General features: G+C 41.7%; 17 protein-coding genes. 12 read left to right on the plus strand and 5 right to left on the minus strand.

The genetic code is table 11. The annotated features are described in order from the left end of the window. Positions 1–47 precede the first annotated feature (47 nt). The 4 genes from DFQ12_RS12235 to DFQ12_RS12250 form a co-directional block, all read right to left on the minus strand. On the minus strand, positions 48–395 hold the full coding sequence (locus DFQ12_RS12235; protein ID WP_120259358.1) for a hypothetical protein: 348 nt from the start codon (positions 393–395) through the stop codon (positions 48–50). Positions 396–540: 145 nt separating this feature from the next. Continuing rightward, positions 541–1,011, minus strand: a complete 471-nt coding sequence (locus DFQ12_RS12240) for a MauE/DoxX family redox-associated membrane protein (RefSeq protein WP_120259359.1) — start codon at positions 1,009–1,011, stop codon at positions 541–543. 148 nt (positions 1,012–1,159) lie between these two features. Beyond that, complete coding sequence (locus DFQ12_RS12245; protein ID WP_120259360.1) at positions 1,160–1,783, minus strand: Crp/Fnr family transcriptional regulator; 624 nt, start codon at positions 1,781–1,783, stop codon at positions 1,160–1,162. A gap of 503 nt (positions 1,784–2,286) precedes the next feature. Next, positions 2,287–3,294, minus strand: a complete 1,008-nt coding sequence (locus DFQ12_RS12250; RefSeq protein ID WP_120259361.1) for a helix-turn-helix domain-containing protein — start codon at positions 3,292–3,294, stop codon at positions 2,287–2,289. A 696-nt stretch (positions 3,295–3,990) separates the two neighbouring features. On the opposite strand from DFQ12_RS12250, the gene DFQ12_RS12255 reads away from it, so the two are divergent. The 8 genes from DFQ12_RS12255 to DFQ12_RS12285 all read left to right on the plus strand — a co-directional run bounded on the left by DFQ12_RS12255 (position 3,991) and on the right by DFQ12_RS12285 (position 9,581). Then, positions 3,991–4,920 carry a hypothetical protein gene (locus tag DFQ12_RS12255; RefSeq protein WP_147420400.1) on the plus strand — a complete coding sequence of 310 codons (930 nt, stop codon included), beginning with the start codon at positions 3,991–3,993 and terminating at the stop codon, positions 4,918–4,920. Positions 4,921–5,044: 124 nt separating this feature from the next. After that, on the plus strand, positions 5,045–5,491 hold the full coding sequence (locus DFQ12_RS12260) for a hypothetical protein (RefSeq protein WP_120259363.1): 447 nt from the start codon (positions 5,045–5,047) through the stop codon (positions 5,489–5,491). 750 nt (positions 5,492–6,241) lie between these two features. After that, positions 6,242–6,874: a fibronectin type III domain-containing protein gene (locus DFQ12_RS12265; protein ID WP_120259364.1), complete on the plus strand. Its 633-nt coding sequence runs from the start codon at positions 6,242–6,244 to the stop codon at positions 6,872–6,874. After that, on the plus strand, positions 6,871–7,329 hold the full coding sequence (locus DFQ12_RS12270) for a DUF5675 family protein (protein ID WP_120259365.1): 459 nt from the start codon (positions 6,871–6,873) through the stop codon (positions 7,327–7,329). The genes DFQ12_RS12265 and DFQ12_RS12270 overlap by 4 nt, the downstream gene beginning before the upstream one ends. Positions 7,330–7,357: 28 nt before the next feature. Then, positions 7,358–7,732: a hypothetical protein gene (locus DFQ12_RS12275; protein ID WP_120259366.1), complete on the plus strand. Its 375-nt coding sequence runs from the start codon at positions 7,358–7,360 to the stop codon at positions 7,730–7,732. Then, positions 7,719–7,886 carry a hypothetical protein gene (locus tag DFQ12_RS28130; protein WP_167457263.1) on the plus strand — a complete coding sequence of 56 codons (168 nt, stop codon included), beginning with the start codon at positions 7,719–7,721 and terminating at the stop codon, positions 7,884–7,886. The genes DFQ12_RS12275 and DFQ12_RS28130 overlap by 14 nt, the downstream gene beginning before the upstream one ends. A 370-nt stretch (positions 7,887–8,256) precedes the next feature. Next, positions 8,257–8,523, plus strand: a complete 267-nt coding sequence (locus DFQ12_RS12280; protein ID WP_120259367.1) for a PqqD family protein — start codon at positions 8,257–8,259, stop codon at positions 8,521–8,523. Positions 8,524–8,558: 35 nt separating this feature from the next. Then, complete coding sequence (locus DFQ12_RS12285) at positions 8,559–9,581, plus strand: bestrophin family protein (RefSeq protein ID WP_120259368.1); 1,023 nt, start codon at positions 8,559–8,561, stop codon at positions 9,579–9,581. An 84-nt stretch (positions 9,582–9,665) separates the two neighbouring features. On the opposite strand, the gene DFQ12_RS12290 is transcribed toward DFQ12_RS12285, so the two are convergent. Continuing rightward, positions 9,666–10,124, minus strand: coding sequence for an Lrp/AsnC family transcriptional regulator (locus DFQ12_RS12290; protein ID WP_120259369.1), 459 nt, complete (start codon positions 10,122–10,124; stop codon positions 9,666–9,668). Positions 10,125–10,298: 174 nt separating this feature from the next. On the opposite strand from DFQ12_RS12290, the gene DFQ12_RS12295 reads away from it, so the two are divergent. From DFQ12_RS12295 to DFQ12_RS12305, 4 genes are all read left to right on the plus strand, one after another. Beyond that, positions 10,299–11,507, plus strand: a complete 1,209-nt coding sequence (locus DFQ12_RS12295; RefSeq protein ID WP_120259370.1) for an aminotransferase class I/II-fold pyridoxal phosphate-dependent enzyme — start codon at positions 10,299–10,301, stop codon at positions 11,505–11,507. A 236-nt stretch (positions 11,508–11,743) separates the two neighbouring features. After that, positions 11,744–11,920, plus strand: a complete 177-nt coding sequence (locus DFQ12_RS28135) for a hypothetical protein (protein ID WP_167457264.1) — start codon at positions 11,744–11,746, stop codon at positions 11,918–11,920. A 37-nt stretch (positions 11,921–11,957) separates the two neighbouring features. Beyond that, a complete protein-coding gene (locus DFQ12_RS12300; RefSeq protein ID WP_120259371.1) occupies positions 11,958–13,616 on the plus strand; it encodes an FISUMP domain-containing protein in 1,659 nt (552 codons plus the stop codon). Between the two features lie 224 nt (positions 13,617–13,840). Then, positions 13,841–14,275, plus strand: a complete 435-nt coding sequence (locus DFQ12_RS12305) for a DoxX family membrane protein (protein ID WP_120259372.1) — start codon at positions 13,841–13,843, stop codon at positions 14,273–14,275. Positions 14,276–14,343 lie beyond the last annotated feature (68 nt).

The following is a 14,343-nucleotide window of genomic DNA, read 5'->3' on the forward strand; positions in this document are numbered from 1 at the left end:
TCATATATTGACCCAATGCAACATTCAGTTAATTAACGTGAATCCCCTCAGGGATTGGTTTTGTATAGGCTTTCCACAATTTCAATCTGCCCACTCGCTTCAAGCGCATTAGCTTGAGCTAGGTTAGTTGGTCTTGGGCCTGTATAGCTTTTGAAATCAATCTGCACAGCACACATTCTGTCTGTCGTTTGATCACATTCGCCACCAGGGGTACCTCCAGGATAATTTCCAACAATCTGTTGATTGCTTGGAGTTCCTGGGGTTCCTGTATCATTTACCTCAAGCCATACTGGAGCAAGTTTGCTTTCATGGTTCTTCCATGAAACAGTCAAGCCGACAATTCCAACAAGGGCTGCGATAGCGCCTAAGTTCAATTTTTTTAATAATGAGTTCATAACAAAAAAAATTAAATAGTTAACGTGTTCTGATTTCATCAGGTCCATTACATGACCTGTCCTCTGCACCATCCCGAGGTCTTGGGAGAGGGTATATCCTTTGATCTTTGGCGGAGCAGACCTATACTCCGCCTTTTCAGTTCATTCACGATGAGACCATATCCTCCTTTCTGCCAAGATCAGGTTTGACGTCCCTACCTGCTCGACTTCTATGGGCCAATATCAAATATATAATACCAATAATTATAAATATGCTGTTCAATGCTATATGCAGCCAGTGATTGTTCGTAGGCCATAGTCCTGCACAAGCGCACGGCGTATATCCGAATACTTTTGCGATGCCAGCGATCAAATAAAGTGTGAATACTGTAATTAAAGCTGTCGAAAGCCGGATACCCAGATTTACGGTCGGTCTATAGATCAGTAAACCAATCAATAGGACGAAAACCAAAGGTAAACCCCAGAGCACTGTTTCGGTCAGCCAGAGCGGAAAACCCTGCATCTGTATTTCGCTGGTCGTTTCCTGCCAGCTCCGTAATTTTAGCGCTATGGTACCTCCCCATAACAGAATAAAGGTATACTGTGCAACGTAGCTGATGTATTTTTTCGTTTTCATATCTTCATTAATTTTATAATACCAAATTAGAAAACGAAATACCCCAAAAATGACGCAGTATTATTGCGCTATTTTTGGGGTAAAACTATCTTTTGAAGGGAAATATCTTTAATAAACCGGAAAGATGCTCTAAAATGAATATGAAATGCTATTGATCCGGATGTCTGGCCAGATAAGAAGAGACAGCTTGTACTGTTCTTTTAGAGATACTGAGGATATCCGCAATCTCCTGATGGGAGAGTAGCTGAAAAAATAGGGGAAATTCTTTGGTGAATAGTAGACACTTGTCAAATGCGCTCTCTTCGAGGGCTATCCTCCTGAACGCATTTAACTGTTCCTTTTTTTTATTGGTAAATACGCCAATCAATATGTCGGTATTTCTTTCGATTATTCTAAATTCTAAAATCGAACGGTATTTAAAAGAAACTATTTCTGTGCCAGAACGCAGAACAATGAGACTTCCTATACTGGGGGTTGATGAATAAAGATGCTTTGTCGTCATCAGCGCCATACCCGGTATTCCTACACTGATAATTTTCCTTTTACCTGTTTTCTCGCTTTCGGTAACCCGTCCCACCAACCCTTTGGTCACAATGAATACGATTTTCTGTGGATCCCCGTCAAAATGTAACACCTGACCTCTCTTTAAATTGGAGCGTATATCGGCATGCTTTTTTAACCATTGAAGATGGATGTCTTCCAAGTCACAGTATTTTGACCAGAAACGGACCATATATTGGTAACTGGGGTTATTTTTTCGTGGAAAAGGCATTGTTAGTGGACTGTTAGATTCATGGATATTTTGCAAATGAATAACTTGTAGGCTATCGCTGTGCCCTCGTCTCTGTGTCCGGATATCCTTATTTGCCAATACTGATAAGCGTAAAGTATGGAGTCTTCGGGCAATTTTAATAAATAGGATCTGTCAATACTTTTTCTCATAAAAAACGATCATGGTTCTGTTAAATCTGATTTATCAGTCTATCATTTGATAATTTGGTGGCGGAGCTGTTTCTGCTCCGCCGATCCAAATAATATAATTGTACTATAACGCAGTACCAGCGTTCCCTGTCCCTGATTTTTCCCAGAATACCAGCCCATGATTACAGGGACTCTAGCCCAGGGAATGGTGGCTGTAAGGCCGGTATGACCCCGCAAAGGATATGAACTGTCAGTTAGTTAAGCGAATTTAACGTTGGTTTTTCAGTAAATTATCATGATTTTCTGAGTAGAAACCATCGATTTTCGTCCATGTTCCTCCAAAAAGATACTATGCTAATCGGGGTCAGTTTCTCTGCTTGATTCGCGGTATCGCTGTGGTGATATACCAAAGCAGGAGCGGAAAGCACGGTAGAAATAGGTCGGGGTTGTATAACCTACACTTTCGGCAATGCTGCGGACTGGCATATTTGTTTTTTTCAATAGACTGACCACGACGCGCATGCGTAAATCTCTTACCTGTTTATGAAGAGATTTTCCGAACAGCAGCTGCGCGTATTCCTTCATCTTCCACTCGGATATGCCCATGGTGCGGGCTATAGCAGTAATCGATAGACGGCCATCATTGTTGAAGTTTTCTTGTACGTAGACGAAGATCTTATTTGCCAATTCGGGAGATAATTGGGATTTGATAAAACTATCGTTTTCCAATTTGGCTGAATAGCCTTTTAAGAGGTCAGCTAATAATATAGCAAGTTCTGCCTCCCGTACGAATGAATCTACTTTCAACATACGAAGTGTGTTTAAAAATGTGGTTATCTGTCGGTCGTTTCTACACATGGGGACTGTGGAAAGTTTTTGACTGTAATCGAACAGACTATTGATAAGTGATGTCAATTTCGTATCTGGCTTACCAACGTCTTGCAATAACTGTTTTCCGATGTCGATGACCAACAGACTGTGCTTTCCCTTGTTTACACGGAGTTCAAGTGTGATCTCCGGACAATAGAGCATATACGTGGCTCCGCCCACAGCATAGAAATTCAGCCGATCCTCCCTGTAATACCGATAAAATCCCTCGAGCATGATGACCATAAATATGCTGGGCTTTTGTATGTTCAGATCCAATGCTACTTCATGGTAAACTGACATTTCCACCAGTTGGAGATGATTATCCAAAAAAGTAAATTCCTGTGTGGATAACAGACAATCTTCGTATTCGTTGATCTCCCATTTTGCGCCCCTTAATAGAAAATCACAATGAGCCGGTCTTTGATCGGTCATATAGATAGTAGGGGGCTTGTCTGCTTTTATAGTTACGTTTATTGGATTCGCTCTTTCCATTGATTATTCCTTGGTTATCCTTTTTTTTGATGATTTATTCGTCTTGGTTTTTTTTACTACAAAAATCGGGAGACGAGATAAGATAGAAAAGTGCCGAAACCGCCAAAATTTCTCCAAAAAGACCAATATTTGGCGGTTTCGGCACTATTTTGTTTGATTTCTGGTATTAACCCTCTTTTTCCGCTAAAAAATTTTCTGAACCCTGTTTCCAATGCCATGTATAAGCTCGGCTTCTTACCCCAAAGGTTGGTTCGGAAAAACGAGTGGGGGTTCGATTAAATAATTCTGGGTAGGACTGTTGCTACCCAGAATCGATGCTTGGGTTTTACCTGGTTAATTAGTTATTGACGATGAAAATCTGCTGTTATTTTTAAGTTTTTATTAACTGGATTTTCATAATCGAAATTAAGTTGAAGTAGAGGGGAATCCTAGGCACAACAAAACTCCTGCACTGAAATGTTTTTATCTAGCACTGAAATGCTGCGGTAGGATCTCGGGAATTTTCCGAGTTTTTTACGGTTTTTCTGTTTTTGGGCGAAATATTTTCATTTTTCGTTGAATTGTCCTATTGATTCTACGAACTGTCCTGCAATAATTCGCAGTAATACAGTTATTTTTATCCAGCCGATTAATAGTGGTTTGTATTAAGCCGAAATTAACTTTTAAACTGATGGTATTAACTTTTACACCGAAAATTTGAACGCTGCACCGAAATTGTTAAAAAAGTATTGGTCTTCCAGTTCGGGACACCGCAAATACTACGGGATTGTTGCCTTACAGCTCTCTTTTATGGCCGGAGTTGGCACCTATGACCTGGTCAGACAACATGATGAAATCTATTATGTCGCTGATGAGCTTTTCGATAAACATTTTCGCTGGATAGTAGCCGGTATCTTCGCTTATCTAATGGGGATACAGTTGTTGTGTATTAAGCTATTCCTATGGGTATGCGATCTGTTAAGGAAGCGGCAGCCGATTTTGCCTGTATTTCTGATGCAAATTGTACTTTTTACATGCTTGTTTTCTTTTATTCTCCCTTTCCTGAACCAGAAATTGATGGAATTGATCATGTTAAAGGTTTTGGATATGGCGCAACCGGATATCGCCTTTCTCCATGATAAGTATAATAGGAGCCGTCTGTGGCTCACGCTATATCCTCTTACCTGGATTCTGTTGATTTATTGGCGATCCAATAAAAGGAAGCGGCAACAGATCCATTATCTTGAAAAGAGCAATGCGCAACTGCGATTGGATATCGAACAGTTACTATTTGCGGAATATCTGAGTACAGCATTTCTGGTGATCCGCAAGCAGGGTGGTATTGCTTACGAACTCACTTCAAAGGGAGAATTGTTACTTATTGCGCGTGGGAACTATGCAATGCATCGTTTTATAGCTATGTACTGTACACAGATTTCAAAAGCCGTATTTATCTATACACCGGATATTATCGGAGTCAATAGAGAGGAATCCTATATTGAGATTCCCAACCATCTATTTCAAGTGATGAAAGCCGCGATTAAAAAATATGCGAAGCTTGCGGAAATTGTTCAGGACATTAAAAGCCGTCATGGCCTGTTGCATTTGTCTAAAATATATATGGATCATATTGATCCAAAAAAATAGTGTAAAAAATTGACGATCCCGAAAGGGAAAATAGTTTGGGTTTACCTGTAGGATTTACCCGCAGGTCATCAGGACTACCAAAATGTAGTCTGGCTGTTTGTTGCCTTGCCTCAACTAAAAAACTATGTCAAGAGTTGTGCTTATCACGCAATTGCAACAGACATTGATGCAATTATGGGATCTGGAGATCCAAGCCACATTATCCGAGATTCCGACCCAACAATTATTGGAGACCCTAAAGGAACGGCTGACCGCCAGTCCTGCCACAGCCGAGGAGCAGGCTACACTAAAAACACTTTTTCAGCCCATTGGACATGTACCTGACGAAGAGCCCTTGTTGACGGATATTCCCGAACATGTCAGTGTCGGCTGGATCGTCACCAAACTGGGCATCGCACATTCTTCCTTCTACCGATCGGTGCATAATATCCTGTTATTTCCTATCCTGAGGATCGGTAATAGGCCTTATTATTTGAAAGCTGATGTATTGGTTTTATTTGATAAAGTGAGGGGAAAAGGATCCTATTTTTTGGGAAGAATGGCCAGTAAATTAAAGTCCGGAGGAGGCTAAACTGAAAAAAGTCCGGCAAAAGCTGATCGGTTTTTGCCTTTTGCTAGTCACTCTTCCAAAAAAACTGAACAGTTTTTACCTCAGACCGTCCGGTTTTGGCTAAGGACTGGTCAGTTTTTACCAGGGACTGAACAGACTTTGGAAGAAACCGTTTGGTATTGCCAAAATAGTTACCGGTCTGTGGAGACGACTGTTCAGACTTTGGGTGTAACTGTACACTTTGTTTGAAATCCCGATCAGTTTCTTGCAGCTAGTGATCAGGTTTTCCTCCAGACTGATCAGTTTTCAGTAGAAAGCGAACAGCTTTTTCTGGAAACCGTTCACCTTTTCGAACGGACTGTGCAGTTGTTACTGATAACTGATCAGTTTGTGCCTGGTACTGTTTGGTTTTTAACAAATGCTGGACACTTCTTGCTAAATACTGAACAGTATAGGCCAACTACTGAATACCTTTTATTAGAAACTGGACAGTATTTACTAAAAACTGATCACTTTTTTGAAAGAACTGATCACTTGTTGTGAAATACCAATCACTTTTTTCGAATAAGTGGTTGGCAAAAGCGAAGAAGTAGTCCCAGATTGGGGCAAATGTTGAAAATATTCACCCAAATGTTGTCCCAGTTCGTCCCAGTTTGTCCCACATTTCGTTAGGCCTCTTTCCCTGCAGCTATGTTTGTGTCAAGATGTTCGTCCGGAAGCGCATCGAAACAGAATTTTAAACTGGGAGCAATCCCACAAAAAACAATTAACATGAGAAAGAAAAAACTAATATTAGATTACAAAGGCGTAAATGATGATGAATTCAATACGCTAATCGGGAAGGTGATCGACTGTCTGACGGGGCACCCTGTGCTCAGCACACCTCCTGTCGCGTTGGTGGATCTTAAAACACAGGCTGATGATTTTGCAACGAAATGGCAACGTGCCAGTCGTGGTGGCAGTATATTGGAAATCGCAGAAAAAAATGCCGCGAAGGAGACACTTGCCCTAAGTCTCAAGGATCTTGCCTTTTATGTCAACAAAGTGGCTGATGGCTCACGTGCCATCTTGCTGAGCTCGGGATTAATCCTCGAAGCAGATCCCAAAAGTACAGATACGCCAGAGGTCGTTACTGAGGTGAGTCTGGTGGATGGTAGACAACGAAATCAATTGTTGGTCAAGTTTAAAGCTCAGAAATCTGCGATCATGTACGAGTATCAGGTGGCAAATGCGATGGACGCTGACGGTGAACCGCTCTGGGGTGACAGCTTTGATACCAGTAAAAGTTATGGAAATGTGTTTTCACCGGTTTTTCCAGGGCAGATCTATTATTTGCGCGTCCGTGGCCGTAATAAAAAAGGGGTAGGGGACTGGAGTGCTGTAGCTAGCTTACGTACAAGATGACACAGCTGATCGTCAAACGAATCAGACAGGGGAATAATAGTACCCTGTCTGAACTCTCTATCGCGGGGCAGTTTGTCTGCTTTGGATTGGAGGATCGGATCCGCAAAGAGAAAATCCCTGGGCAGACAGCCATTCCCGCAGGAACCTATCCGCTCAAGCTACGAAAGGCAGGTGGTATGCATGATCGGTATACGAGACTGGTCCCCAAGATACATCAGGGCATGATCGAGATCTGTGCGATCCCCAATTTCACTTATGTCTACATCCATATGGGCAACAATCATCACCACACCGCTGGTTGCCTGCTTGTGGGCAATATATGGATCCGGGATCTAGGAGATTATATGGTACATGAATCCAGACTCGCTTATCTGGCCCTATATCAACGCATTTTGCAGCTGATGGAGGAGGGGGAACTATGGATCAGTATTCATGATCCAGAACAATTGTTTTAATCATAAATAATCGTAAAAGGAAATTAACATGAAATCAATAGTAAAAAAAATAAGTAGTGCCTTGCAAGTCATCCTTATGGCCCCGGTAAAATTGCCTGCGAAAATAGTGGGAATTGTCAAATATCTGGCTCTCGGGCTGGGGATTGTCGAATCTGTGCTCGATGGAGACGAAAAGCCTGACAGCGAGGTAACGAAGGAAAGTCCGAAGCTGGTGGAGGACCGTACTGATAAAGACCAACAGCCAGATCAAGCAGCACTGGAAGAGGAATCAACTATGCCGGAGAATAATACTTATAGAGACCCGCAGATAAAAAAAGCGAAACTGAGTGAGGAGTCGGCTCTGCTCGAGGAAACATCGGAACTGCATGATCCGGGAAAGGAGGTCAGGCATGCGGATCAATGATATTCGGCTGGGGACGATCGGTGGTACAGTATGCTCGGTCTGGGCCAGTGTCTCGCTAGGTGATCTTGGCCAGACTGTCCTGACTGCCGCTATCGGAACCTTGGTGAGCTTTGGCCTAGGTCGGCTACTGGCACAATGGCGCCGGCGAAAATAGCTGAATTACCGACAACAGAAGGTCCGTGTGATCTCCTGTTGTCAATTTTTGATTTTTTCTTAGGCCTTTTGCTGGGTATAGTCGTCCTATAGAATAGAGGTTATAAATACACCTTTAAAAATTGCCGATATGTTTAATAAAATTGTTAACTTTTGCTATCCACTATTCCATTTACATTTTTTTATTGCGGGATATGATAATATAATAAATAGAGTGCGGTATTTTCCACTGTCTTTTCTATCTTTGATAGGAAGCCGCCTTGGAGACGAAAATGCCATTCGAATTCATTGGATAAGTATATATTTTTTCGTAATAGGACAAACCAAACAGACGATTTGAATGTCATAGAAATAAAAAGAAGAATAGCCAGATGAAACTTAGAGGAGATTTACAACTACGCAAATTGGGCGATGAGCATATTCTAGTCTATCCAGGGCAAGATCAACAGGATGCATCGAAGGTATATACGTTTAATGAGACAGCTGTACAGATCTGGTTGGAACTGCAGGGAAAGGAATTTAATGTCGAAAGTGTAACAGCCGTTTTGTTGGATAATTATGAGGTGGAGGAGAACGAGGCTGAAAAAGATGCTGCAAAATTGGTCAAGCAATTTGAAAAACAAGGATTTTTGATTTAACTGATATTGGAAGGGCTTAATGACATATATCTTTTATGATTACAACAAAGTATTTTAATTACAAACAGATTTTCAACCTTGCTGGTGTCCACTTGATCTGGCTGACAGCTTGGTGTTCCCTCGTTGCTGTGGTCTATTATTTCTTTCAATGGGAATGGATGATCATTCCCTGGGTTCCTTTAGCACTGATTGGTACAGCAGAAGCTTTTTATGTGGGCTTTAAAAATAACCAAGCTTATGATAGGTTATGGGAGGCACGCAAGATCTGGGGTGGGATCGTCAACTCCAGCCGCTCCTTTGTATCTATGCTTTATGCTTTTAATACAGAACAGGGGGACCAGCAAAATCTGGAAGAAATTAGAAAGAAAATAACCTACCGGCATATTGCCTGGTTGTATCAATTTCGTGAGCAGCTGCTTGTTCCGACCGAATGGGAGCACATCAGCTTGAAAAGGCATATTGGCGCGTTGAATGTCAAACGGCATAGATTGATCAAGGCGGGTTTTCCGGATTATAGCCGAACGCCTATTTTTTTACATAAATATCTTTCAACAGAGGAGTTTACGTTGCAATCAAGTTATCGGAACTTTGCAACTTATCTAAATGCCCAACAGGCAAAAGATATCAATGCCTTGAAAAATGATGGGGTCATATCGGATTTTAATCAAACACAATTGCAGGCTTGTCTCAATCAATTTTATGATTTTCAGGGACAGGCCGAACGGATCAAAAAGTTTCCTTCGCCAAGGCAGTTTGCGAGTACAGCATTTGTTTTTAATGTTATTTTGATCATGTTATTGCCCTTGGGGCTGGTCAATGAATTTGCCAAGTTGGGGCATTGGGGAATCTGGACAAGTATTCCCTTTTGTGTGGTGATCGGATGGATTTATATTGTGATGGAACTGGTGGGGGATTATACCGAAAATCCATTTGGGGGACTGATGTTTGATATCCCGATGCTGTCGATCTGTCGGACGATCGAAATCGACTTGTTACAGATGATGGGCGAAGAAAATCTTCCGGAGCCAATTGCCTCAAAAAATGGCGTATTGGTTTAACAATACATATTGGTATTAACGATATCCGAATTAAGCACAGCATTGTCGATTAATTGGCAATACATTCTCGTTTAAACAGCTTGTTTAAACGAGAATGGTCAATGTGTTTTTTACCTCGGCGATCATAAACGAACTGTGTGTACTGGCAATATGCTGTAACGAGGTCAGCTTGCTCAACATAAAATGGCGATAGTCTTCCATATCGCGTACACAGATTTTTAAGATATAGTCATAATCTCCACTGACATGAAAGCATTCGGTGACTTCCTGTAAATCCATGACCTCCCGTTCGAACTGTTGAATATACTCTTTCTTATGCTGTGTGAGCTTGACATGGCAGAGTACCATAAAATCTTTCGCGATCTTCTGCTTATTGAGCAGTGCGACATATCTGGAGATCACCCCGCTGTTTTCAAGTTTACGTACACGCTCATAGACCGCTGTAACAGATAGAGCAAGCTTGTGTGAGAGCTCTTTGCTGGTCTGCTTGGCATCTTCCTGTAGCAATCGCAGTAGTTTTTTGTCGATTTCGTCCAGTTGCATAGATTATTTTTTGGTGAAAAGATGTTGTATTTAATTGTTTTAGATTTATTATCTAAAATAGTTTTAAATACTAGATTTATAATCTAATATACTGATAAAGTGTTGTAATAAAACTTAAAATATCTCAATTTTATAGATAAAAATAGAATTGTCAATAAACCAAATTATATTCAGATGGAAGATTTTAATGCAGCAAACGAAATACAGGACTTGCAATATTTTGGAGAATTCGGTGGTGTAAATCCGTCGATATCGGATAGTTCAACCTATACTTTTCTGTCGGCTAAAACCATGTTTGACACTTTTGAGGGCAATGCGGATGGTTGCTACCTCTATTCGCGGCATTCATCACCGATGAATCTATATTTGGCGCAGGCGCTGGCCAAGCTGGAAAATACGGCTGCAGCGAATGTCACGGCTTCAGGAATGGGGGCGATAACGACGGTGCTTTTGCAGCTCTGCAAAAGTGGCGACCATATTATCTCAAGCCGTACGATCTATGGGGGGACTTATGCTTTCCTTAAAAATTTTCTACCGCCTTTTCAAATCGAGACAAGTTTTGTTGATATCAGTAATTTCGAAGCGATTGAGCGTGCAATAGGTCCGACCACGAAAATAATCTATTGCGAAAGTGTCAGCAACCCGTTGTTGGAGGTCGCGGATTTAAGAAAACTGTCAGCGCTCTGCAAGAAACATAATCTCAAACTGGTGGTGGATAATACCTTCTCGCCATTATCTGTTTCACCGGGACTTCTGGGAGCTGATGTTGTGATCCATAGCCTGACCAAATTTATCAATGGTAGCAGTGATACGGTCGGCGGTGTCTACTGTGGGACACAGGAGTTTATCAATGACACCAAAAATGTAAACTCCGGGGCCTGTATGTTGCTGGGACCAACGATGGACAGCCTGCGCTCATCCAGTATTCTGAAAAACCTACGGACCCTCCATATCCGCATGAAGCAGCATAGTTGCAATGCCTTGTACTTGGCTGAGCGTTTTGAGCGGGATGGACTGAAAGTTTCCTATCCCGGATTGTCCTCTCATAAGCAGCATGAACTGCTAAAAAGCATGATGCATGCGGAATATGGCTTTGGTGGTATATTGACTTTGGATGCCGGAACGACAGCGAAAGCCAATGAACTCATGGAACTCATGCAAAAGGAGAATCTGGGCTATTTGGCGGTAAGTCTCGGGTTTTATAAAACGCTATTTTCCTGCTCGGGTAGTTCGACTTCATCCGAAATCCCTGAAGAGGAACGGGTGAGTATGGGGATCTCCGATGGACTGATTCGCTTTTCGATCGGTTTGGATCATGATATTGAACGTACCTATCAACGGATGAAAGCCTGTATGCTGAAAACGGGAGTACTAGCACCTTAAAATAGCTGATTACAGGATTTCTTCCTGATTTTTAATTGTCTTACTTACTGTTTGTGAAGCCTTGTATTTATTTGAAATACAAGGCTTTGTTGTTTTTGTGTGTTGGACCTCCCTTAGGTCTGTAATTTTTTTTCATTTTCCTCGGGACAATTGAGATTCCTAACCGTCATGTTATTGTATGCAGTGTAATCTTTACACGATGTACCTATGAATTAAACAAAATAAAAACTCACAAAATGAAAAAGAAAGAAATCTATCTAAGCCCCGTGCTAGGGGTCTATCATGTTGAAATGGAACATGGAATTGCCGCAGGATCTACCAATTCACTAAGCCCTGGCGGCGCAAGCAACAATCCTCAAATCGAAGACTGGCAGGACAACGGAAGCGTTGGTGAAAACAGTGTAGAACTGTAAGAATCAATCATCTTAACAAATTTTAGAAAAAACAGACATGAAGATAACATTAAAAAATGTAGTTAATCGCATGGTCGTGATGACAATGCTTTTTATGGGCACGGCAGTAATGTTCAGTTGCTCGAAAAAAGATGACCAGCCTATTGTACCAAATGAAACAGCAGTAATGAAAGTATCTGTTGCCGGTATTTTTGGTGACGATATCCTGGTGAACCAGTCAGAGGGAATTAAAATTGGCAGCACAAAAGCTAGATCTGTGAATGCTGTTACGAAAACAACAGATGCTGAAACTGTTAAATTACCGGCATTTGATATAGTGACTTCCTTTACACAGGACAGCTATGGTGATGCTCCGATCGCCAAATCGGCAAGTATAGCAAAAGGAACCCGTGCCAATGTACCGATGGGTATTGGTAAGAAGTACCGCTTGTTACTCTATAAGGACAACGGACAATTCAATAAATCCGTAGAGCTTACGGCAGGCACCCTGGCGAGCATACCTGTAGTTGCTGGCGCAAAATATACCTGGATTGCTTATTCCTACAATACAGATGAATCGCTTGCCGATGTGACGAACACAAGTAATCCGACGATCCCGACTTCGGTATCGAAAGAGCTTTTGTATGCGACTGGACAGATTACAATTTCATCCGTTATCGGTGCCAATGACCTGTTGCCTATTACCTTTAAACGTAAGCTTGGACGGGTAGCGGTAGAGATCGATGCGGCTGGTATGTTTGCGACCGATATCACACAAGCGAAAATCTCATTTGAAGAAAACTATTTTAAAGAAGGGACTTTTAACCTGAAAACTGGAATCACGTCCAATTTCACTGCACCAGTAATAACTACTACATTGACCGGTACTGCTCCGGCAGCAAATGTCAGAACGGTTTATTATTACACAGCAGATACAGCGACATTGATTGCTAATCTGAAAGTAAGATTACAGTCTATCAAACTGAAAAATGACCGTGCTGTAGAAACAGATTATCCAGTAAATGCAGTTTTCTCTTATACAAATAATAACGCTGGTTTTACACCTGCTGCAGGCGTATCTCACAAGGCTGTTCTTGATATCGTACAGGGTGGTGTCCCAATGGGCTCAACTATTTGGGCGACCGCAAATTTATATTATGATGCTACAGCTCCTGCCGGTTACAGATACAAATTCAGAAGTGAACCGTCAAATATCTATAACACGACGACAAATGTGGCCGAAATGAACAAGGAATATTGGCAATGGATGCCGGATGGATTGGTTCCTTATTCGGCGTCGTATCAGCCTACAAATTCAGGCCCGCATAAAGATCCATGTCGTGAGGTATATCCGGCTGGAAGATGGAGAATGCCTACAAGACAGGAGTTCGACAACCTAGTGGCTGTTTCATCCGAAGTTGGGGGGCTGAACAGTGCGGCCAGGAACCGTTATGTAACTTTTACAGCTGCGGGAAAATCAGTCACATTCCCTTCGCTAGGTTACCGTTCGCACGGCAATAGCAGTATCATCGACTGGGATCTTCATTCTCCTTATAAAGCAAAAGGTTACTATTGGAGCTCTACACCGGAGACTTCAAATGATGCTTATTATTTGCAAATGGAGCAACATCTTAGCAGTGCTTCGGATATCAATGTTCAAGTAACCGAAAATATTGATGTCAATCATGGGGTAACAGTACGTTGTGTAAGAAATTAAAAAATTTATTGGGACTATTCGGCAATTCGGTTGTCACTTAGATAGTGTATCACTTTTAATGGAGGGGATACACCATATAAATTCTTATTCGTATTAATTGATGTTTAAGGCCGCTCAGTACCCGATGTACTGGCGGCCTTATTGTTGTTAGTCAATTGATTTCTTAAACTGGTTTAAGTTGACACGATTATTGTTGTTTTATATTTGATCAAAAAATAAAGCATATGTATAGTCAACTTTTTGTTCGTCTGGCTGTGGCAACAGCCTTTTTATCTGCAGTGGCGGATCGTCTGGGTTTTTGGGGAGCACCGGGCACTGCGAATGCTTCCTGGGGAAACTGGGCCAATTTTGTCGCTTATTCCAATCAGCTCAATTTTTTTGCACCTGCTGCCATGGGCAATGTGCTCGCCATAGGGGCTACGATACTGGAAGTCATTTTTGCGCTATTGCTGCTAATCGGTTATCGGACACGTTTGGCGGCGCTACTATCGGGTAGCTTGCTGACTATTTTTGCATTGATGATGACCTTGTCTTTTGGCATCAAAGTGACATTTAACTATTCCGTTTGGGTGGGGGCCAGTGCTTGTTTTCTATTGGGCAGCTACCGGAATTTCGCCTTGAGTGTGGATACTTATTTGGAGCGACTCAAAAAGAAATAGCGGTAATTTATTTTTTTATTTTTCTCGGGACAATTGGGGTTTTCAACCGTCTTATAGATAGATACTTT

Origin of the sequence: Sphingobacterium detergens (assembly GCF_003610355.1) — a bacterium.
GTDB lineage: Bacteria > Bacteroidota > Bacteroidia > Sphingobacteriales > Sphingobacteriaceae > Sphingobacterium > Sphingobacterium detergens.

What these genes read in the sequence shown, in the direction of transcription:
- DFQ12_RS12235 (WP_120259358.1), bottom strand. Translation starts at nt 395, where the DNA reads ATGAACTCATTATTAAAAAAATTGAACTTAGGCGCTATCGCAGCCCTT.
- DFQ12_RS12240 (WP_120259359.1), bottom strand. Translation starts at nt 1,011, where the DNA reads ATGAAAACGAAAAAATACATCAGCTACGTTGCACAGTATACCTTTATT.
- DFQ12_RS12245 (WP_120259360.1), bottom strand. Translation starts at nt 1,783, where the DNA reads ATGCCTTTTCCACGAAAAAATAACCCCAGTTACCAATATATGGTCCGT.
- DFQ12_RS12250 (WP_120259361.1), bottom strand. Translation starts at nt 3,294, where the DNA reads ATGGAAAGAGCGAATCCAATAAACGTAACTATAAAAGCAGACAAGCCC.
- DFQ12_RS12260 (WP_120259363.1), top strand. Translation starts at nt 5,045, where the DNA reads ATGTCAAGAGTTGTGCTTATCACGCAATTGCAACAGACATTGATGCAA.
- DFQ12_RS12265 (WP_120259364.1), top strand. Translation starts at nt 6,242, where the DNA reads ATGAGAAAGAAAAAACTAATATTAGATTACAAAGGCGTAAATGATGAT.
- DFQ12_RS12270 (WP_120259365.1), top strand. Translation starts at nt 6,871, where the DNA reads ATGACACAGCTGATCGTCAAACGAATCAGACAGGGGAATAATAGTACC.
- DFQ12_RS12275 (WP_120259366.1), top strand. Translation starts at nt 7,358, where the DNA reads ATGAAATCAATAGTAAAAAAAATAAGTAGTGCCTTGCAAGTCATCCTT.
- DFQ12_RS28130 (WP_167457263.1), top strand. Translation starts at nt 7,719, where the DNA reads ATGCGGATCAATGATATTCGGCTGGGGACGATCGGTGGTACAGTATGC.
- DFQ12_RS12280 (WP_120259367.1), top strand. Translation starts at nt 8,257, where the DNA reads ATGAAACTTAGAGGAGATTTACAACTACGCAAATTGGGCGATGAGCAT.
- DFQ12_RS12285 (WP_120259368.1), top strand. Translation starts at nt 8,559, where the DNA reads ATGATTACAACAAAGTATTTTAATTACAAACAGATTTTCAACCTTGCT.
- DFQ12_RS12290 (WP_120259369.1), bottom strand. Translation starts at nt 10,124, where the DNA reads ATGCAACTGGACGAAATCGACAAAAAACTACTGCGATTGCTACAGGAA.
- DFQ12_RS12295 (WP_120259370.1), top strand. Translation starts at nt 10,299, where the DNA reads ATGGAAGATTTTAATGCAGCAAACGAAATACAGGACTTGCAATATTTT.
- DFQ12_RS28135 (WP_167457264.1), top strand. Translation starts at nt 11,744, where the DNA reads ATGAAAAAGAAAGAAATCTATCTAAGCCCCGTGCTAGGGGTCTATCAT.
- DFQ12_RS12300 (WP_120259371.1), top strand. Translation starts at nt 11,958, where the DNA reads ATGAAGATAACATTAAAAAATGTAGTTAATCGCATGGTCGTGATGACA.
- DFQ12_RS12305 (WP_120259372.1), top strand. Translation starts at nt 13,841, where the DNA reads ATGTATAGTCAACTTTTTGTTCGTCTGGCTGTGGCAACAGCCTTTTTA.